21 protein-coding genes and 1 tRNA gene are annotated in these 18,837 nt (G+C 49.5%); 17 read left to right on the top strand and 5 right to left on the bottom strand.

Annotation, left to right across the window (positions count from 1 at the left end):
* Position 1 precedes the first annotated feature (1 nt).
* Complete coding sequence (locus tag R3B84_22605) at positions 2–778, bottom strand: IS630 family transposase (GenBank protein ID MEZ6143369.1); 777 nt, start codon at positions 776–778, stop codon at positions 2–4.
* On the opposite strand from R3B84_22605, the gene R3B84_22610 reads away from it, so the two are divergent.
* Complete coding sequence (locus R3B84_22610; GenBank protein ID MEZ6143370.1) at positions 725–874, top strand: hypothetical protein; 150 nt, start codon at positions 725–727, stop codon at positions 872–874. The two genes, R3B84_22605 and R3B84_22610, sit on opposite strands and share 54 nt — an antisense overlap.
* A 392-nt stretch (positions 875–1,266) precedes the next feature.
* Here R3B84_22610 and R3B84_22615 read toward each other — a convergent pair whose 3' ends face one another.
* Together R3B84_22615 and R3B84_22620 are read right to left on the bottom strand one after the other, a co-directional pair.
* Positions 1,267–1,761, bottom strand: coding sequence for a HEAT repeat domain-containing protein (locus R3B84_22615; protein MEZ6143371.1), 495 nt, complete (start codon positions 1,759–1,761; stop codon positions 1,267–1,269).
* 15 nt (positions 1,762–1,776) lie between these two features.
* Positions 1,777–2,700: a polymorphic toxin-type HINT domain-containing protein gene (locus R3B84_22620; GenBank protein MEZ6143372.1), complete on the bottom strand. Its 924-nt coding sequence runs from the start codon at positions 2,698–2,700 to the stop codon at positions 1,777–1,779.
* A gap of 845 nt (positions 2,701–3,545) precedes the next feature.
* Here R3B84_22620 and rpmI point away from each other — a divergent pair.
* The 4 genes from rpmI (at position 3,546) to R3B84_22640 (ending at position 5,394) form a co-directional block, all read left to right on the top strand.
* On the top strand, positions 3,546–3,746 hold the full coding sequence (gene rpmI, locus R3B84_22625) for a 50S ribosomal protein L35 (GenBank protein MEZ6143373.1): 201 nt from the start codon (positions 3,546–3,548) through the stop codon (positions 3,744–3,746).
* Between the two features lie 52 nt (positions 3,747–3,798).
* Complete coding sequence (gene rplT / locus R3B84_22630) at positions 3,799–4,167, top strand: 50S ribosomal protein L20 (GenBank protein MEZ6143374.1); 369 nt, start codon at positions 3,799–3,801, stop codon at positions 4,165–4,167.
* A 118-nt stretch (positions 4,168–4,285) separates the two neighbouring features.
* Positions 4,286–4,603: a quaternary ammonium compound efflux SMR transporter SugE gene (gene sugE / locus R3B84_22635; protein ID MEZ6143375.1), complete on the top strand. Its 318-nt coding sequence runs from the start codon at positions 4,286–4,288 to the stop codon at positions 4,601–4,603.
* Positions 4,604–4,647: 44 nt separating this feature from the next.
* Complete coding sequence (locus tag R3B84_22640) at positions 4,648–5,394, top strand: DUF2071 domain-containing protein (protein ID MEZ6143376.1); 747 nt, start codon at positions 4,648–4,650, stop codon at positions 5,392–5,394.
* A gap of 238 nt (positions 5,395–5,632) precedes the next feature.
* On the opposite strand, the gene R3B84_22645 is transcribed toward R3B84_22640, so the two are convergent.
* Positions 5,633–7,093 (bottom strand): HEAT repeat domain-containing protein, encoded by a 1,461-nt coding sequence (locus tag R3B84_22645; protein MEZ6143377.1) that lies wholly within the window; start codon positions 7,091–7,093, stop codon positions 5,633–5,635.
* Between the two features lie 352 nt (positions 7,094–7,445).
* Here R3B84_22645 and R3B84_22650 point away from each other — a divergent pair, with 352 nt between their 5' ends.
* The 5 genes from R3B84_22650 to clpX all read left to right on the top strand — a co-directional run bounded on the left by R3B84_22650 (position 7,446) and on the right by clpX (position 11,267).
* Positions 7,446–7,733, top strand: coding sequence for a twin-arginine translocase TatA/TatE family subunit (locus R3B84_22650; protein MEZ6143378.1), 288 nt, complete (start codon positions 7,446–7,448; stop codon positions 7,731–7,733).
* Between the two features lie 81 nt (positions 7,734–7,814).
* Positions 7,815–7,887 (top strand) — tRNA-Val (locus R3B84_22655).
* A gap of 187 nt (positions 7,888–8,074) precedes the next feature.
* Complete coding sequence (gene larC, locus R3B84_22660; GenBank protein MEZ6143379.1) at positions 8,075–9,229, top strand: nickel pincer cofactor biosynthesis protein LarC; 1,155 nt, start codon at positions 8,075–8,077, stop codon at positions 9,227–9,229.
* Between the two features lie 203 nt (positions 9,230–9,432).
* A complete protein-coding gene (locus R3B84_22665; protein MEZ6143380.1) occupies positions 9,433–9,780 on the top strand; it encodes a hypothetical protein in 348 nt (115 codons plus the stop codon).
* Positions 9,781–9,923: 143 nt separating this feature from the next.
* On the top strand, positions 9,924–11,267 hold the full coding sequence (clpX, locus tag R3B84_22670; protein MEZ6143381.1) for an ATP-dependent Clp protease ATP-binding subunit ClpX: 1,344 nt from the start codon (positions 9,924–9,926) through the stop codon (positions 11,265–11,267).
* Between the two features lie 153 nt (positions 11,268–11,420).
* Here the strand turns inward: clpX and R3B84_22675 are convergent, their stop codons facing one another.
* Positions 11,421–12,461, bottom strand: coding sequence for a diguanylate cyclase (locus R3B84_22675; protein MEZ6143382.1), 1,041 nt, complete (start codon positions 12,459–12,461; stop codon positions 11,421–11,423).
* An 800-nt stretch (positions 12,462–13,261) separates the two neighbouring features.
* Between R3B84_22675 and R3B84_22680 the strand changes: the two genes are divergently transcribed.
* From R3B84_22680 to R3B84_22710, 7 genes are all read left to right on the top strand, one after another.
* Complete coding sequence (locus R3B84_22680; GenBank protein MEZ6143383.1) at positions 13,262–14,278, top strand: RNA polymerase sigma factor RpoD/SigA; 1,017 nt, start codon at positions 13,262–13,264, stop codon at positions 14,276–14,278.
* 87 nt (positions 14,279–14,365) lie between these two features.
* The gene (locus R3B84_22685) at positions 14,366–15,172 is read left to right on the top strand and encodes a 3-dehydroquinate synthase family protein (GenBank protein ID MEZ6143384.1); all 807 of its coding nucleotides are present in this window, start codon (positions 14,366–14,368) and stop codon (positions 15,170–15,172) included.
* Positions 15,169–15,429, top strand: coding sequence for a hypothetical protein (locus tag R3B84_22690; protein ID MEZ6143385.1), 261 nt, complete (start codon positions 15,169–15,171; stop codon positions 15,427–15,429). The genes R3B84_22685 and R3B84_22690 overlap by 4 nt, the downstream gene beginning before the upstream one ends.
* Positions 15,426–16,643, top strand: coding sequence for a glycosyltransferase family 87 protein (locus R3B84_22695; protein ID MEZ6143386.1), 1,218 nt, complete (start codon positions 15,426–15,428; stop codon positions 16,641–16,643). Before R3B84_22690 ends, R3B84_22695 begins: the two co-directional genes overlap by 4 nt.
* A gap of 270 nt (positions 16,644–16,913) precedes the next feature.
* Positions 16,914–17,369 carry a DUF3592 domain-containing protein gene (locus R3B84_22700; GenBank protein MEZ6143387.1) on the top strand — a complete coding sequence of 152 codons (456 nt, stop codon included), beginning with the start codon at positions 16,914–16,916 and terminating at the stop codon, positions 17,367–17,369.
* Positions 17,370–17,458: 89 nt separating this feature from the next.
* Positions 17,459–18,037 carry a hypothetical protein gene (locus tag R3B84_22705; protein MEZ6143388.1) on the top strand — a complete coding sequence of 193 codons (579 nt, stop codon included), beginning with the start codon at positions 17,459–17,461 and terminating at the stop codon, positions 18,035–18,037.
* A gap of 30 nt (positions 18,038–18,067) precedes the next feature.
* A complete protein-coding gene (locus R3B84_22710; GenBank protein ID MEZ6143389.1) occupies positions 18,068–18,658 on the top strand; it encodes a 2OG-Fe(II) oxygenase in 591 nt (196 codons plus the stop codon).
* Positions 18,659–18,837: the final 179 nt, after the last annotated feature.

Genomic DNA, 18,837 nt, shown 5'->3' on the forward strand with positions numbered 1-18,837 from the left:
ATCAGATTGAAAATCGGAGTTTTTCCGCTTGAGGATCGACTTCAAATCTTGGCCACAGTCTTTTAATTATTTCATCCGGAGTTTCATTCAATGTATCGATGAATCCTTTGCAAGCGTCGAACAAGTCACGCAAGGTTGCAAAACAACAATGTTGCGTGACCTCTTCACGCATCCATTTCCATAACCCTTCAATGGGATTGAAATCGGGACTATAACTGGGCAAAACTACTATTTCGATGTCCAACTCGCTGGCTTTGGTTCGAACGAACTTCGCCTTGTGCCAAGGTGCTCCATCCCAAATTACCACAACACGTCGACCTTGTCTTTCTACCCAATCGTTCACTCGGTGCAAAAATTCAGCCGTGTTTTCCTTGTTGCATTTGCCTTCGTTCCAGATCAAACATGCACCAGCACTGAAATTGTAAGCACCATACCAGTTGATGCGATCGGACAGCGGAGGGCAATCACTCACTCGCCAAGCCGATTCTCCCTTGCGCCACCAAGTATAGCCCAAGTCCATATCACGATGAAAATGGGATTCATCAATATAAATGATCACGATATCGCCGCGACACATTTGCTGGTACATATCCGCGAACTGTTTCAGGTATTCGGCCCGCTTTTCAGGGTCCCCTTTGCCGAACAGTTTCTTGCATTTCTTCCAGCTCAATCCCGCTAATTGCAGGATCCGCCGCACGGTATTCCGAGATACATACCGCTGGAATTGACAACCGATCCAGTTGCACAACTTCCTGATCGTCCATCCGTGGCCTGGCAATTGGTGATCTACCGGATCGCTTTTCAGAACGGCATCAACGATCTGCTCTATCTGCGACTGGACAAAAGGGGGACACGGCCGCCAGTACGCCGATAAATCAAGGCGTCAGGTCCATGGTTGTTATATTTATGAACCCAGTTCAACAACACATCGTCGCAACGTCCAATTTCTGCGGCATAAGCAGTTGCGTTAGTGTGACCAAGAGCAATTTGGTACAAAGCCATAAACCGCTCCCGAGTACGAGGATGCTCGGATTCAGAGCCAGGCGACGCAAATCATCGGTGGTTTGATCTCCATTTAGTAGTGTTCGGTCGGATCATCCTTGATCTCCAAAGGTTGGTCGACTTGCCTAGGTTGAACATTCTGACCAGCTTAACATAACTCACCAAATCTGTAAACACCGATTTTCAATCTGATTTTGGTTTAATGGACAATCTATAGTTATTCTCGAATGCAGTAAGCCTGTTAATTTGTATCATTTTCAATTGCTACTCAATTCCAGATCGAGCCTCAATTTGATGCTTTGATCTCATAGCAAGGTCAGAATTCATGCGACCTTCGTGGTCTACTCCTTTATCATTTTTTGCAGCAAACTCTAAAATGCTTATACACTCAATGTCACCAACTCGCCCTAACGCAAGCAATGCCCATGAGCGTACAAGCTCTTCTAAATCATTGATTGCAAGTAATCCAAGCAAATTACTAGCTGGAGTATACGATAATCGATATATCCAGTCTATAGCAGTAATTCTTACGGCTGCGTCGGAATCATTTAAGCTATATAGTAATACGGCAGCAGCTTCGTGAGGGAAAATATCACAAATTCCCTCTATAGCGTTGCAGCGGACAACAGCCATGGAATTCGATAGCAGCGAATACAGCGATCTAATACCATGTGATTTTGAAAGCTTTCGAATTTCATTGTATGCGCGTTGAACATCGCGTTGGTTATCTGATTGGAGTAAAGCTGCTAGATCGCTCATAATTAACTACTAAATTTAGTCTGGCCAATATAGGTTAAAATAACCACGAATTAGAAAATAATTCATACAATTTTGGCATGGTCCATCAGGATGTGAGATCCCGATTGCTTGTATTTGAGGATACTTCATGTGCAATGCTTCTTCAGCATGTATTTTTCCATAAGTGTGTGTGGCTTTCCCTCCTGCGAACGCCACTTTGTTTATAAAATCATTTACTTCTTTCTGTGAAAACTGAAATTGCCCTTTTCCAATATTAGCGTATAATGAAACAACTTCGATGCCATCTACTTCAGATACTGCTACTGTCGCTCCATATCTTTTAACTTTAGGCAATTCACTCCACCAATACTGCGCACGCGCACGATAATGTTCACCTTGTGACTTAGTTGATTTATCTGCTCTTGGATCGCAACTATTGTGGGCCCAGGCGCTCCAGCCCCACTCATCACAGCCCACAAAGTAGGTATGATACTCTGCGATTCTCAGATTATAAACGGTTTCCCATTCATCTGTCACTTCAATTTCACTAACTTCGAGCCATTGTCCGTCGTGCGAAAGCAATCGATCGCCACTGTTCACCTCTTGAGCATTTACCCAGCCTTTGTTCTCGACATAGAAAGGATGCTCGCCCGTCGTGCGGATGATCTGACCACGCACGTGCTCGTTGAGAATCGGTGCCAGCTTGACGAAGACTTCCTCAACTGCCCTGGCTTCCACTGGCCCGGTAACGTTGAACTCATCGCGAGACAATACCAGGTTGCTGCCGACGAAATCCTCGATGTAGATAGGCAGGCTGCCAGAGAATAGCGGCAGGCCCGAATCGAGTCGGTCGTTGATCCAGGCGATCAGGTCGTCAGAGAGATCCTTCTTGCTTACAAGCAGTGGGGGAATTAGAATGAAATGATGCGGACGGGACGTCCTCGCTCCCTGGTAAGGCAAACGGTTGGAATGCCAATTCCAGTCTTCGTTCTGGATTCCCGCCTTCGCGGGAATGACGGTTGTGGGTACAACCTTCTCAAGACAACCGCGGCTAATGCCGTCGGCTCACAAGACAAGTCTTGGATAACCAATTCAATTCTTTCTCACTTAATTCCCGCCTACGCGGGAATTACGGTTTTCAGGTAGGCATCAGTTAACATGTTGTTCTTCGAGTTTACCGCCATGGTTTTTCCCGCTTTCAGTTCGGGATGCCAAACTTCGGTTTTCAGGAAAAACCTTCCCGTGGTGAAAGTTCCAGTCGGTCCAAATGAATTGGTGGCACTTCATACCACAGGGCATTACTTGTGTCGTTTTTCGAGTTGTCAAAGATCCAGTTAATAGCATGGAATTATTTCCACGCATATATAATATATCCTCGAGCTGTTTCTTTTGAGCAATTTTTTTCTCGCCAGGATGCTTTTTCGCAAAATTGTCAGCCGCAAGTGCTTATTTGGACGCAACTTACGTTGAATCAAACTTTTTTGTGAATTTTTGCAAAATTGATATCAGTGGATCCTCCCAACCTGCCAAAAAGCCCCCACTGCGGGGTCATTTTTACCATGTGGGAGATTTTTTCTGCTCCGAACTGGCCACCATCGGTGCGGGCAGTAGAATCATATGTTCTGGTAATTTCTACCGGAATACTTTCGTGCAGAAAGTGTTTTCTCGCGGATCCGGTTCGATGGTCGTATGAGTTAGCCCTCAACCATCAATTTGGCGCGAATGGCTGGCAGTTTTCGGGTCTGTACCCACTTGTGGGGCGATGATCTGGAAATGTTGCACTGTACTTCAGGAAGGGCATTGGGATGGCAAAGCACAACAAAACGAACCGCAGCATGAAAAAGCGGTTCAAAATCACCGCGACGGGCAAGCTGAAATACTCCCACACGAAGCGTCGGCACTTATTGGCCGGTCGGACTTCAAAGAGTAAGCGTCAGGCACGCCGACCCGGGATTACCTCGGGCCCCACGGCGAAAAAGTACATCACCATGATGGGTGGGCTGTAATTTTAACCTTCTGACGATTATTTAATTATTTACTTTTTGGGAGATATCTGCCATGCGAGCACGCAGTGGAAAAACGGTTTTAAGAAAAAGAGCACGTACCAGAAAGCTGACCAAAGGCTTTCGTCTCAGTCGGCATAATTTGTACAAACAGGCACTGGTCACCCTGATTCGTGGCCGGAAGTACGCATTTCGCGACCGCCGCGTCCGCAAACGGACATTCCGCCGATTGTGGATTGTGCGGATCAACGCCGCCTGTCGCATGCGGGGCATTCGTTACAGCGCCTTCATTGCCGGCCTGATCAATGCCCACTGTCAGTTGGACCGCAAATCGCTGTCGGAAGTGGCTATTCACCACCCCGAAGCATTCGATCAACTGGTGGAGCTGGCAAAGAAAAACCTGCCCGCCGGTCTGACTGCTTAAGGTTCGTCAATTGTAAACGCCCCCACTGTTAACGTGGGGTTGCCTGCCCATGTCGGGACGACTCGACAGTTCTAATCTTCGGTAGGGACGACCCTTCCACTAACGCGAGAGGTGCGTTATGGCTTGGGGATATCTTTTTACAGCAGCACTTTTTGAAATTGGCTGGGCAATCGGCTTAAAATATAGCCAGGGTTTTACCAGATTCTGGCCCAGCGTGCTGACAATTGCAGCAATGATCATTAGTCTGGGACTGCTTGCTCGGGCGGTGCGAACCATTCCGGTAGGAACTGGTTACGCCATCTGGACTGGTGTGGGTGCTGTTGGTACTGCCATTTTGGGAATCATCCTGTTTGCGGAACCACTGACAGTCTGGCGAATTGTTTGCCTGTTGTTGATCGTCGGCGGGGTGATCGGTCTCAAATTTGCTTCTCAGTAGATTAACAAAGATTTCATTAGCTGTTACCCGGTTTGAAACGAACGATGCATATTGCATTTTCACGCACCGACCATCGAAGCTGGCCAGTTCCAGAAGGCCGTTGGACCTGGCGGCAGAGCTGGAAGGATCTTCTTTTTGCCCACTGGCGGGTGCCTGCAGCCACTCTGCAGCCACTGGTTCCACCGGAACTGAAAGTTCAGGAATTCGATGGCAGCTCGTGGGTCGGCGTGGTGCCGTTTCGCATGTCCGGGGTAATGCGACGATTTCTGCCGAATCTTCCCTGGCTGTCCGCCTTTCCAGAACTGAACCTGCGGCTTTATGTCGAGCGGGACGGCAAGCCGGGTGTCTGGTTTCTCAGTCTGGATGCGGCAAATCGTGTGGCTGTGTGGGCAGCGAAACGCTTTTTTCACCTGCCTTACTTCTTTGCCAAGATAGCCTTCGAGAGGCAACCAACTCGGTATCAGTTCAGTTCCCAACGTCCGGACAATCCTGCAATATCGTTCCGGGCAGAATACGCACCCACGTCGGCTGTGTTCGAGGCCGCCCCGGGTTCGCTGGAAGCTTTTCTGACAGAACGTTACTGTCTCTACACGAAAACACCCAGTGGGAAATTATTACGTGCGGATGTCCACCACGTGCCGTGGCCTCTCCAGCAGGCAACCGGTGAATTGGAAGCAACGAAACTGGTCGCACCACACGGTTTCTCGCTGAACGGCCCACCATTGCTGCATTTTTCAACTGGCGTGGATGTAGTGATCTGGCCCATGGTACAGCTTTCGCAACAGATTTAGAGAATCGAGAGCAAAGAATTAAAGAACTCCTCCTATTACGAACCAGGATGATTTGTGATGCAAGAAAACTTAAACGTGCGAACACTGGAGGTATTGCTTCAGGCACGAAGTGCCTACAGCAATAATTGGGCACCGAAATCTCGGCGATGAAGAACCAAAGATGCCTGTTTCAATGCAAAAGAATGGACCCCGTCAACTCAGCCTAGATTAATTTCTGGAAAGACGTTCAAAAATTGCTCTAATCCACACTTTCTGCAAACGCGGTGTGGGAAGGGAGTTCCTGGTGGGTGTTCAGTGGTTTGGCGATGGGCACCACTTCAGACTGTTTCTTCTTGCGGGAGGCGGCAAGTTCGGTTGACCACCGATGCAGTTCTCGGAAGATTTTCGTTGCTTCGTGGGTGTTCGGGTCGGGCACCACACCCGTTACTGGCAGGCCAAGATCGATACAGCAGTATTTCTGCACCATCACCGCAGCAGCCATCTGGATTTCGCGGTTGGGCTGAACTGCCGCTTCTTCCAGAATGGCAATTGCCCGTGGGTCTTCTTTGTGGGCCAGCAGCGTTTCTGCGGCAATCAATCGCAGCATGGTGGGCTGGTCTTTGCCAATGAATTTCGATGCAAGTTCAATCGGGAACCAGTCCAGTTTCTTCAGCTTGTGGGCCAGTTCCACACGAATCGGCGTGGGAATTTTAGGATTCAGCAGATACCCTACCACCCGTTCGATGGCCATGGACGTGTCTTCCTGCAGAATCTTATCGCAGTGGCGAATGAACGATTTGGTGGCCCGCTTTTCAATGATCCCACCTTCACGCATCCAGAGAATCAGGTCTTCGGTGGCTTCCGGGGGTAGTTTTTCGGAATAGGGCAGGTGGCCATCCCGTTCCGCCCGTGGGAAGCCAAAATGGTCGCGGATGCCACCCCGGATCACCGTCCAACGCTGATCCGCTTGCAACATCAGTGCCTGTAAGGCGGCCCGCCGCACCAATTTCGATTGATCCCGCAAAAATGGCAGGATCGCCTGAAGATGTCGTGTTTTGTGCACACGGGCAAGAGCATTCATCCCCGCCGCTTTCACTTCCGGGCTGGTGCTGGAATTCACATGCAGAATCAGTCGATCGACACCCGCTTTTTCAATTGATGGGTGGTCTTCCAATGCCAATAGAATCAGCACCTGCAAAGGCAAATCCACATGAATCAATGCATTAATACCAGGCAGTGGGTCACGCCGGAGGTATTGTCGCAACAGGGTTGCTTCGGGAAGATGCACAATATCAGTCAATTGTTTGGGCCAATCGGTTTTCTGAGAAAGTTCCCATAAAAGGAACTTGGCCTTGCGTGCGGCACCGTTTCGACTGGTAAACTCCCGATCGAGGATCAGGATGAAGGGAATGATCAGCAGGATTGCCTGCACCAGGTGCACCCATTTTGCCGCACCGCTGGGCTGAAAGTACCAGCAGGTGAAGTAGGCAATTGCGAATACGCCCAGATAGATCCACGACGAGATTCGACGGTAGCGAGAGGCAACGAAGATGGCACCAGCGATGCCCATGAGAACGCCCGCGATACCCGCAAGCACCACAATGGCGTGGGGATGCAAAAATGAGAGAACAATGAGAGAACAAGCCGGTACGAACGCCATCGTTGAAGCGATTGGTTCGAATAATGGCTTGCGATCGTTCACCAGGGCATGGGTTTGCATAACGAGTCCACGTGGGAACAAAAAATAGTCCCTTAAGGGTAGAAGACAATTTAGGTTCTGTCAAAGATGAGTAACGGAACCAACTTGATTCGGTCAGACGGGAGCAAAAATTTCACTGGTAACTTTTCAGAAAATACATGAATTTGGTTAGTCAGGCAGCTTCTGAATCATACTGATTATCAATTTTGTAGAAATTTACCCGCGTGGGGAAAAATTCTTGCCAAATTTATCCCCAATCGGGTATATTAACACTGTGGGTGGTGAAAGCTTACCACCGAGGTTACCTTCAACCTCCTCAAACTTGTATTTGGTTGGCACCTCCGCATTAACACTCCCTGAGGAGGGAAAAAGCATGTTCTCAATGAAACCGATGTTTGCGATGTTTGGTCTGGGTACCACGGAAATCCTGGTGATTCTGGTACTGGGTGTGCTGTTGTTCGGTCGTAATCTGCCTGGAATTGCCCGCTCGCTTGGGAAATCGGTCACCGATTTCAAACGCGGCATGAGTGGGATTGAAGATCAGATGGAAAGTGCCATGGGCAACAACAATACCAACACAGTCAATCAACAGCCTGAAACAGTTCGCCCACCACAACGCGTGACCTCTCAGGCCCCACGCTTCGATGATGGTGCCAACTAATCCGGCCTATCTTTCGCAAGAATTCACTTGATCAACCTAGACGGCTTGTCATTTTCCAAGTAGATTAAGTTCTCTTATTCAGGGCGTTTAACTCAGCGGCTAGAGTGCCATCCTCACACGGTGGAAGTCACTGGTTCGAATCCAGTAACGCCCAAGTTCCACTTTTTACTCCGCTGGCCGGATCCTGTTTCTGAACTAATTCTCATCTTCTCATGAGCAATGAATCTGCTGGTATCTCCCAATGTCATTCTATTTGATTGTGCTGCCAGATCCCCACGGTGGCGTATAATAGCTCTTCAGTGTTACTTTTTAAAAATCCGTAATATTTCCCAGGTAATTCGGTGCGTGCACTTCATTTTGATTGTTTCAGTGGCATTAGTGGTGATATGAACCTGGGGGCAATGCTCGATCTCGGGCTGGATCCCCAGTTGTTTCACCAGTTACTGCAATCGTTTGGGCTGCCCATCCAATTAGAGGTGGAAAAGGTCAAACGGAACGGCATTCAGGCGACCAAAGCCACCATCAAGGCGGAAGATCAAACGAGGCACCGTTTTTTACCGGAAATCACTCAGATTCTGCGTGCCAGCAGCCTGACGCCCAGCCAACTGGAGTTGGCGCTGGGCATTTTCCATGTGCTCGGTGAAGCGGAAGCACTTTCCCACGGCATACCATTAGAAAAAGTTCATTTTCATGAAGTGGGGGCACTGGACAGTATCGCAGACATTGCCTGTGCCGCACTGGCGATTGATACATTGCAGGTGGGCCGGATTACCTGTCGCTCGGTCCCGCCAGGTTCTGGAACGGTGAAGTGCGATCACGGAATTATGCCTGTACCGGCACCTGCGGTCTCCCACCTGCTGAAAGGGGTGCCTTTAGCGGCTGCGGTGGTCAAAGGTGAATTAGTTACCCCCACCGGTGCGGCAATTCTGAAAAGATGTGTGCACGAATTCACCGATCAGCCACCGATGACCATTCAGCAGATCGGCTGTGGGGCAGGATCACGCGATTTTTGGGAACAACCGAACATTTTGAGGCTATTTTTGGGTGAAACCGCATCCAGTTCTACCGATCGTGTCTGGGTAATGGAAACCAATCTGGACGATGTGCCCGCAGAATGGATTGGTTATACAATAATAAGATTGTTGGAATCTGGTGCACTGGACGTTTACACCCAGCCACTGCAGATGAAGAAAGGTCGACCAGGCACGCTGTTGGGGGTGATTGCACCGGAAGGGGTGCGGCTGGCACTGGAAAAAATAATTTTTGAAGAAACTGGAACGTTCGGAATTCGTCGGTACGAGTGCCTGCGTACCACCCTGCAGCGGGAAATCTGCACTGTCGAAACGCCCTATGGCCCCATAAAAGCAAAGGTGGGTTGGCAAAATGGTGTAAAAATTCTCTCGCCAGAGTACGAAGATTGTGTAAGAATTGCACAAATGCACCAGATTCCGCTCAGGGAAGTTTATCTGCATACGCTGGCTGGATCGATTAGGTAGCCTTGTTGGTCTGGCGAAAGAGCGGGGAGTCTTTGGTATGTGCGATCTACAATTGTTCCAAGGATTGCATGTAATCAAAACTTCTTGATGCAGTCGGACTGTTGGTGCGCTATAATTCGTTTTGTACGAAGATACGGAATGCATAGCGAATACGGAAGTTGGCTGAAACGCATTTTGTATGTTCGGGCATGGGTAGCCTGAGAATGCTGTTTTTACTGTATGTACCGATTTTCGCCTTAACCAAGGAAGAACGTCTGGTACTGTGGTCGGGCGTGACCGTTGTGGTGTTGCTGTTAGGTGCCTTGGTCATCCAGCGAGTGGATCGCTGGCGGAAACGGGAATTGCAGGCAGAAGAAGAGCCCACTTCGCTGCTGACCACCTATCGGGAAATGCTGGAAGAAGGTGAGATTACTCGTCAGGAGTATGATCGCATCATCCAGAAGCTGGGCAAAAAAGCAACGGCAACAGCAGATGCGTTACCTTCAGCCACCAGTGACAACAAGTCTTCGCAGGATAATCCGGATGATGTACCCCCGGGGCTGTCAAGTTGATAGACCTCAAACGAGTTTGCAACAGGTTGTAAGTGTTTCTGATATAGCTGGAAAGTCGGGCTGATGATCGGCAGAACTTCCATCGATACGTAGAATCACTTCAGCGAATGAACCGGGAGCGGTTCACAGATCAGGGATTGTTTATGTCTGGAACGAACGGCGGAGATACGAATAACAAAAAAGTTTCTTCCTCTGCGGGACGCGGAAGAAGCGCAGCAGCATGTTCATTTTGTCGCAAAAGTCATCGGGATGTGGGCCCACTGGTTGAAGGTCCGGGCGATGTGTACATCTGCGGCGAGTGCATTGAACTGTGCTCATCAATCATTGATCAGGAAAAAAAACGTCGCAAGTCGCCTAAGCAAAGCAGCCAGCCAATCGTTTCCCCACGTTCCATCAAAGAAAAACTTGATGAATATATCGTGGGTCAGCAGCACGCCAAAAAGGTGCTGTCGGTGGCAGTGCACAACCACTACAAGCGACTGAGCCTTGCAAGTATGGCCGGTTCCGATGTCGAAGTGGACAAAAGCAACATTCTGATGATCGGTCCCACTGGCAGTGGAAAAACGCTGCTGGCTCGCACACTGGCCAAGATTCTTGACGTGCCATTTGCAATTGGCGATGCCACCACACTGACCGAAGCGGGTTATGTGGGGGAGGATGTCGAAAACCTGCTCCTGAAACTGCTCCATGCCGCCGACTTCGATATCGAATCGGCCCAGCGTGGGATCATTTACATCGATGAAATCGACAAGGTTTCCAAAACTTCCAACAACGTCAGCATTACGCGGGATGTTTCCGGCGAAGGGGTGCAACAGTCGCTGTTGAAGATGCTGGAAGGCACCATTGCCAATGTTCCACCTCAGGGTGGGCGGAAGCACCCGGAACAGCAATACATTCAGATCGATACCACCAATATCCTGTTCATCTGTGGTGGGACGTTTGTGGGCCTGGAGGACGTTATTTCGCGTCGCGTGGGGAAACGTTCGATCGGTTTTAATGCCGACCACCGCAGCGAAGCAGACCATATTGAACTGCTCAGCCAGGTCACCAGCGATGATCTGACCGAAATTGGCATGATCCCCGAATTCGTGGGTCGTTTGCCGGTGATATCCACGTTGGAACCGCTGGATGAGAATGCTTTAATGAATATTCTTACCCAGCCACGCAACGCACTGGTGCGACAGTATCAGAAGTTGTTTGAACTGGAAGATACCGAGCTGGAATTCGAAGAAGCTGCTCTGCGGGAAATTGCCCGCCTGGCGAAAGCACGCCAGACAGGTGCCCGTGGCTTACGCAGCATTATCGAAGACCTGATGCTGGACGTTATGTATGACTTGCCAGAACGGGAATCCAAAGATAAGTTCGTGGTTACGGTGGAAATGGTGGAGAATCTGGCAAAAAAGCAGCCTGGTAGCCCCACAAAGCGTGCGGAAACTCCAACAGCAGATCCCGGTGCCATTCTGAATCTTGCGAAGAAAAGTGCCTGAGTCTCCGTGGCGGGAATCCAGGGCAGAAAGCCGAATTACATCCAAACCCGACGTGCATCCAATAAGACGAAACCCACCAGAATCGTCATTCCCGCGCAGGCGGGAATCCAGGGCAGTTAACTCGAACTACAACTAGATATGCCTAACTCTGGGTTACTTGGCGGATGGGCCGGCAAAAATGGGGATTTCAACCAGTTCCACGCGGTTTCGTCCGTTATTCTTAGCCATGCTGAGAGCCTGACCTGCCTGGTGGCGGATCTGCTCGTAAGGCGGGAGAACATCTTCCGGTGCAACTGCCACCCCAATACTGACAGTGATCTGGATTTCGTGCGACTTGTACATCGTTGATGATTGTTCCACGGTCTCGCGGATTCGTTCTGCCAGTACGTAGGCACCCTGAAAGTCGGTTTCGGGGGCAACAATCATAAATTCTTCCCCACCTACCCTGCCGACGGTATCGATCGCACGGACGGCGGAAGCCAATGTGGAAGATAGCCAGTGCAGCACGTGGTCGCCACCATCGTGCAGGTAAATGGTGTTAATATCCTTAAAGTGGTCTGCATCCACCAGCATTAATGAGAATGGCTTCGGGGTGCGGGCACGCCGCAGCAATTCCGTTTTCGCCAAGCGATCAATCGCTCTGCGGTTGGGTAATCCCGTCAAGGCATCGGTCAGTGCCATCGTTCGCAACATATTGTTGCGTTGTTCCAATTGATTCAACGTGTGGGCCAGTTCGCGGGTACGTTCTGCCACCCGTTCTTCCAGATCAAGATTCAGCCGACGTAATTCTGTGAGTAAATTCTCATGGCTTTGTTCCAGCAAAAACGTCCGTGCGGCGTTTCGCACCAGATTGACCAGTTGCTCTGGTTTCCATGGTTTGAACAGAAAGCGTTGGCACACGCCGTTATTGATCGCATCCACAGCCTCATCAAGGCTGTATTGGCCTGTCATCAGCACCCGCACGCTGCGTGGGGAGTGCTCTCGCACCCACTCCAGCAGAGGGATTCCCTGAATCACGGGCAGTTGCTGGTCGGTCATGACAATATCAATGCTGTGGCGTGCCACCACCATCTGGGCTTCCTCGCCTGTGGCAGCAACGTGGACAACGTAGTCGGACTTCAGCAGGGCCAAGGCCAACTGCCGGAGTGCTGGTTCGTCGTCTACAAATAGAATAGAGGGCCGATAGCGCGTCACCTGTCTACTCGTCTGGAGGGGGTATAAAAATAAGTGCATCCCTACACTCACTCCATTAATCCTAGTTTACGAAATCGGACAAGTCGGTGAAAATTGCCTGAAAAACGTTAGAATTTAATGAAGATTCATCAATATTCTTATATTGCCAATTAGAAATATTGCAATTTTATCGAAAATCGGTTTTAACATCCCAGACTGATTGAAAAGTTTCGAGGTGCAACAGGTATAGTGAAGTAGATGCATTGGAATGTCGAAAAAATAAGGATGCTGAGAAGCCGACTTCACTAGATATGGGAAATTAGGGTGGATGCGTTCGCAAGAATCGGAACGCCACCCACGCAGAATTGATTTCTGATGTAAAGAGACAGAAAACAGGGGATCTTTTCTGATTTTTCCACAACTATCTACTTGTGACAGGGGCTAACATCAGTTACAATCTATTTTTCGATAGAGCGAACGAGGGAGCAATCGACGCAGTTGGCTTTGCAAGGTGCGGAGCCAGTCGATCATGCAAGGAAGTGAAAGGAATCGTTACGGGAATTTTTGCAGTCGGGCAGACGGATTATTAAAGCAGTTGCAACGAAACTATTGCAACCTACCTTATCGAAGGGTTTATCCAAGTCAACCGTTGTCAGCAAATCATTCTGTAACAACCTTTAAATAATGCCAGGAAACAGGGTGAGACACGGATTCGTCCCGCCAGTAAACCTGATTTACAAACTGAAGGTGCATCTGGCACACGGTTGTAATTCCCTGATGCAACGGAAGATTTACCAAGCGTGTCCATTACGGGGATGAATATGAAATCAACAAAGAAGGAGCGGCCATCCTCTCTTACCAACGATGCTTCGGGCGACCATGCATCGCTAACAACGTTTTCTTCTGATCTGTTGACTCCCGAAGAAGAGCGGGATTTACTGTCTAAGTTCTGGGATTGCAAGCAGGAACTGGTGCGAACCCTGGTGCGTCAGTTTCAGGCACTGAAACCGAATCGCCCACCATATGAACCCTGGCCAATGGCTCAGTTCATTCGGGAATATTGCGAAGAAGGCCCTTATTTGTCTGCACCCGGTGTGCGTAAACTGCACGACCGCTATGTGCATTACAAACACCGCCTGGCATCTGCGAACATTCGTCTGGCAGCACACGTTGCCAAGCGATTCCGCCACCACGCACTGAGCTACGCCGACTTGCTTCAGGAAGCAGTCTGTGGGCTGATGCAGGCAATTGATCGTTTCGATGTCAGCCATGGCACACGGTTAGCTACCTATGCAACGTGGTGGATTCGGCAGACCCTGCAGATTGCAGTGGCACGCCAGAGTCACCTGGTGAGCTTGTCTCCCCACCACTTGCAGGAACTGGGTTTACTGCAACAGGAAAGCGAAGCTTTGGCCCACGGTGGCAAGCATCTGCCCACACCACAGGAACTGGCTTCCCGTACGGGTAGTTCTCTGGAACACTTAACCCACCTGCAGACGGCAACCCGCACACCGGTTTCCTTGAATGCCGTGCTGGATGACGACAGCGACTTCAAATTAACTGAAGCGATGCCCGACACCACCAGCATGACCACGCAGATGACCAACGAACGTCAGGAAGCGCTGAGCTTTTTGATGGAAAACCTGCGTCCTCGCGAACGCAAGGTGCTGGACATGCGATTCGGGCTGAACGGCCAGGGCTCCAAGAGTCTGCGTCAGATCGGCCACGAACTGCGGATTTCCAAAGAACGCGTGCGTCAGATCCAGAACCGTGCACTCGAAAAACTGCGTGCCAACGCGGAACGGGTGGGGTGGGAATCGAACCTCCTGTTAGATTAGTTTTTCTTAATCTTTTGACGTTGTTTTGGTGAAGTCGGCCCTCGTGGTCGACTTTTTTCTTTCCCCATCACAGGTCGGTGCTGCACCATGCAGACGATTGCCGTTTCGCTGGAATCTCGTTCGTACAACATCTCGATTGTCCACGAACTGGCCACTTTTGCCAATTTTTATGCCCACCTCTATCCCAAACGTCCACGTTGCGTGGTGCTGGCAGATTCCAACACCGCAGCACTGGCAGAACAATTACTGCCTTTCCTGCCTGAAAGCCACCTGCTGACCGTGCCTGCGGGTGAAAGCAGTAAATCACTGGCAGTTGCTGGTGACCTTTATTCCCAACTGGCCCGCCTGCGAGTGGACCGTGCAACCCCACTGATTGCCGTTGGTGGGGGCGTCGTTGGCGACCTGGGAGGCTTTCTTGCTGCCACGTTTAACCGTGGCTTACCCTTGTTAATGGTTCCCACGTCGCTCTTATCGATGGTGGATAGTTCTGTCGGCGGCAAAGTGGGTATTAACCTGCCGGAAGGAAAAAATCTGGTCGGTGCCTTCTATCAGCCCAAAGGAGTCTGGATTAACACCCAGTTTCTGGATCACTTGCCCGAGCGGGAATATTGCAGCGGGCTTGCCGAAGTGGTGAAATATGGCGTCATTCTGGATGCCACCTTCTTTGTCTGGCTGGAACAGAATATCGATGCGATTCTGGCTCGCGATCCTGCTGCCGTCGAACACCTGATTGCGGTTTCCTGTCGCTGCAAGGCAGACGTGGTGGAGCAGGATGAACGTGAGGAAACAGGTTTGCGGATGGTACTGAATTATGGCCACACATTCGCCCACGCGTTTGAATCGCTGGGGGCTATCAGGGTTGGCTGCACGGAGAAGCCGTTGCAGCGGGGATGATTTATGAATCCCGCCTGGCAGAACGGGTGCTGGATTTGCCTCAATCAATGACACACAGGCAACTGGAATTATTAGAGAAATTTCATCTTCCAACCAGAAGGCACTCACACTGGGATGTGGAAGCGTTGCTGGAAGTGATGTATCGCGACAAAAAGAACCTTTCTGGTCAGTTTCGCTTCATGTTGCCGAAAACATTGGGTGACATGACTCTGGTCGACCAAGTCCCGCGTGACCTGCTGGTCGATGTGCTGCAATGATCAGGCGTTGGGATCGTTACCTCCAGCCCCGCCTGCGGTGGGGCTTAGCCATCGCGGCCATTTTCTGGATTGTCTGGTTGATCACCTGCTTTGCAGGTCATGGCAATCGCGATGCGAATGGTCAAGTCATCGGCACCGACCACGCAGCATTCTACACCGCAGGCCACCTGCTTGCCACCAATCATGGCGCCACACTGTACGATTTTCCGGACCTGACCGAGTTTCGCCAAAAACAGCAGCAACTGCTTCAAGTGCCTCAGTTTCTGGATCCAATACGTAATCCCCCATTCTATGCCGTTTGCTATCGCACCACGTGCGGACTGCCTTATCTGGCCTCTTTGCTGATCTGGACCGGCATCGGTTTTACCTGCCTGCTGCTTGCTCTCAGGCTGTTAGAAATGCCCACTTCCAGTGTTCCGTGGGTGCTGAGTTTCGCACCGGTGCTGGCAACCGTGACATTTGGCCAGAATACTTTTCTTAGCCTGGTTATATTTGCACTTGGTTATCAATGCTACCGTCGTAGTCTCCCCACGTGGGCTGGGGTAGCATTCGGATTGCTGTTGTATAAACCCCAACTGCTGGCTGGGGTCTTCTTCTGGCTATTATTCACCTGGCGGAAGAACTTCCGTGTGGGCATCGGCATCGCCTTTATAACAATTCTGTTATGTTGCATCAGCTACTTCTGGTTGCGAATCGAAACAGAGAGTTGGCTGCGTCATTTTCCCCAGATTGCCCAGTATAACAAATTCGAATATTATAACGTCCACAGTATTCGTGGCTTCGTGGCACTGCTGTTGGGCAAAAGTCCTTATCTGGAAAGCACTTGCAACGTGGTTGGCCTGTTGATCGGTGCCACAATGATATTCCTTGTGGTGCGGCGTTTCCCGCACCACTTTCCGATCCAGTTTGCGACAATTGTGCTCGCAACATTGTGGGCATCCCCCCACACGATGATTTACTCCTGGACGCTGGCAATTATCCCAGCCGGACTATTATGGTATCACGTGCCAAATCTTCGCCCCACGTGGCGTGTGCTGTTTGCAATCGCCTGGTGGACCTTCTGGCTCAGCACCCCACTGACATTGTTTCAGCAACGCACCCTGGGCGTAGCAGTCCAGATCAGCACACCCATCCTTGCCTGGTGCACCACGATGGTTGGGATAGCTTTGTGGAAAGAATCCTGGAATCAAGATAGTAATTGGATAAATAGATAATTGGTAAGATAATTTAAACCCAATTTCATGTGAAAATCGGTGTTTTAACGTCTATCATGCGAACCGCGGCTCACAAAACATGATGTTAAGTTGCCAACTCAAGTGTTTAGTACTGGATTCCCGCCTTCGCGGGAATGACGGTTGTAGACCCAACCGTCTGAAACCCAACCGTCGGTTGGGTTTGTGAGCCGACGGTTAGCCGCGGTTGGATCGAAAAATACCAGAAACACCGAATGTCAAACTGATTTTGGTTTAGATTGCGAGTAGACTATGTTTGAATTCGCTTTGAAGATGACCATTGTTTGCAGTAGTATTGTTCTTTTGGCTGGTCTGGTGATGTTCATCAATGCCGTCAGGTTTCTAAAAATCGCCCTCAGTGCCGCAGGAGTGGTGGTCGGCCATGAACTGAAGGTTGACAAAACTCCGGATGCTGATGGTTTCAAAAATTGCTTTAGCTATCCCATTGTCGAATATAAAGACCATGAGGGTAATTTACACCGCGTAACACTGTCTCATGGAACAGCTGGCTATCAGCCATTCCCAACTGGAAAACAAGTAACAATTCTCTACCATCCAACGAAAATCGCACATGCCAGGATACGAAGTTTTCACCATATCTGGTCATTTCCAGTCATGTTTACAGCATTTGGCATCATCGGTATCATCATCGGCATTTTTGGCAGTGAATGGTTTAAGAAACTTGGCTTGTTTTTGTTCAACAATTGAGCACAATCACAGGAAACTGATCGGTAATATCACGTTGAATCCAATAAATAACGATGCGATACAAATTTCGGTATCAATGAGTTTTTAATATGGCAAAGTTAGACGATCAAATCGCACAGGTTGCCGTGGCACTGGGCACCATGCCGCGTGAGGAAGCGGAACAAACAGCAAAGAGGATTGCAAAGTTGTTCTCCAGAAAAGAAATCGAAAAATTGCCAGAGCGATGGTCAGCTTCTGTCTCCGCAAAGAAAGCAGGTACACCCGATTTAAAAGACAACTGGGATCTATTATGGTTTGAAGCGATCACAGAGTTGTTGTTTCAACTTCAGCTAGAAGGTCTAGCGGGCTTGACGATGCTGTTGGAACGTGAAAGTGAAACGTATCACCAATATGTTGTCAGAGAATTGTTGCGGCTGGCAGCAGAAGATATCGAACGCGACCAAATTATGTTGTTACTGCACCAGCGTTTTCAAACATTGCAGTACGTCAAAACACGTGAATGTGTTCGAGAAGTAACTTATTGGCAAAAAATCCATTCCAAACCGCTGGAATTATTGCATCATTTCAAAGAGATCGAGTGTCCTTGTTCAGATGGTGATACGATTGCTCTGTATCTGGAACAGATTGCACAGGAATATCAATTTCATCAGGCCCGCACCGATGCGTAGGTACGCTGTTATCCATGTGAGATGAGCACCATGAAAAACTTGTTTGCAGAGAATCTCTTTAATGTGTCCGGTATCCTTTCAGCAGATGAATGTCGCAATCTGATTGATCGTGGTGAAGAAATTGGATTTCAACAAGCAGCTGTTCGCACAGCCAGCGGACCGAAACTGATTCCAGGGATTCGGGATAACGATCGAGCAGAGTTTTCAGATCCAACATTGGCATCAGTCCTTTGGGAACGATGTCGACATTTCGTGCCACCGGAATTGGATGGTGGGATTGCAGTCGGGATCGACGACAACTTTCGCTTTTATCGTTATGACCCTGGCCAGCGGTTCAAACGCCACAAAGATGGCTTGGTAAAACAATCCCCAGAGGTGTGGAGTCGGCTTTCGTGTCTTTTTTATCTCAATGATGGTTTTTCCGGTGGTGAGACGGTGTTCTACTCTTCAGAAATGGTGGATGGCGTTCGTAACGAAGAGTATACCATTACACCTCAGACGGGTGAGGCGTTGTTTTTCCCACATGAAATGTGGCACGAAGGACGTACATTAATAACTGGGCGGAAGTACGTGTTAAGATCGGACCTGTTTTACTTCTTCCCCATGACTGAAAATCCCTGAAGTCCAGCTTGAGCGGGAATGATGCGATTTACAATCGGAACGTGTGTTGATCCAAAGCGCCAGGTGTTTTCTCATAAATCTTTCATTTTTGCCATTTGAACTTCACGAACACACAAATTCTTCTTTTACCTTACCAAGTTGATTCCTATACTGAACTTTTGATGCAGAACCACTCTCCG

This window comes from Zavarzinella sp. (assembly GCA_041399155.1).
Lineage (GTDB): Bacteria > Planctomycetota > Planctomycetia > Gemmatales > Gemmataceae > JAWKTI01.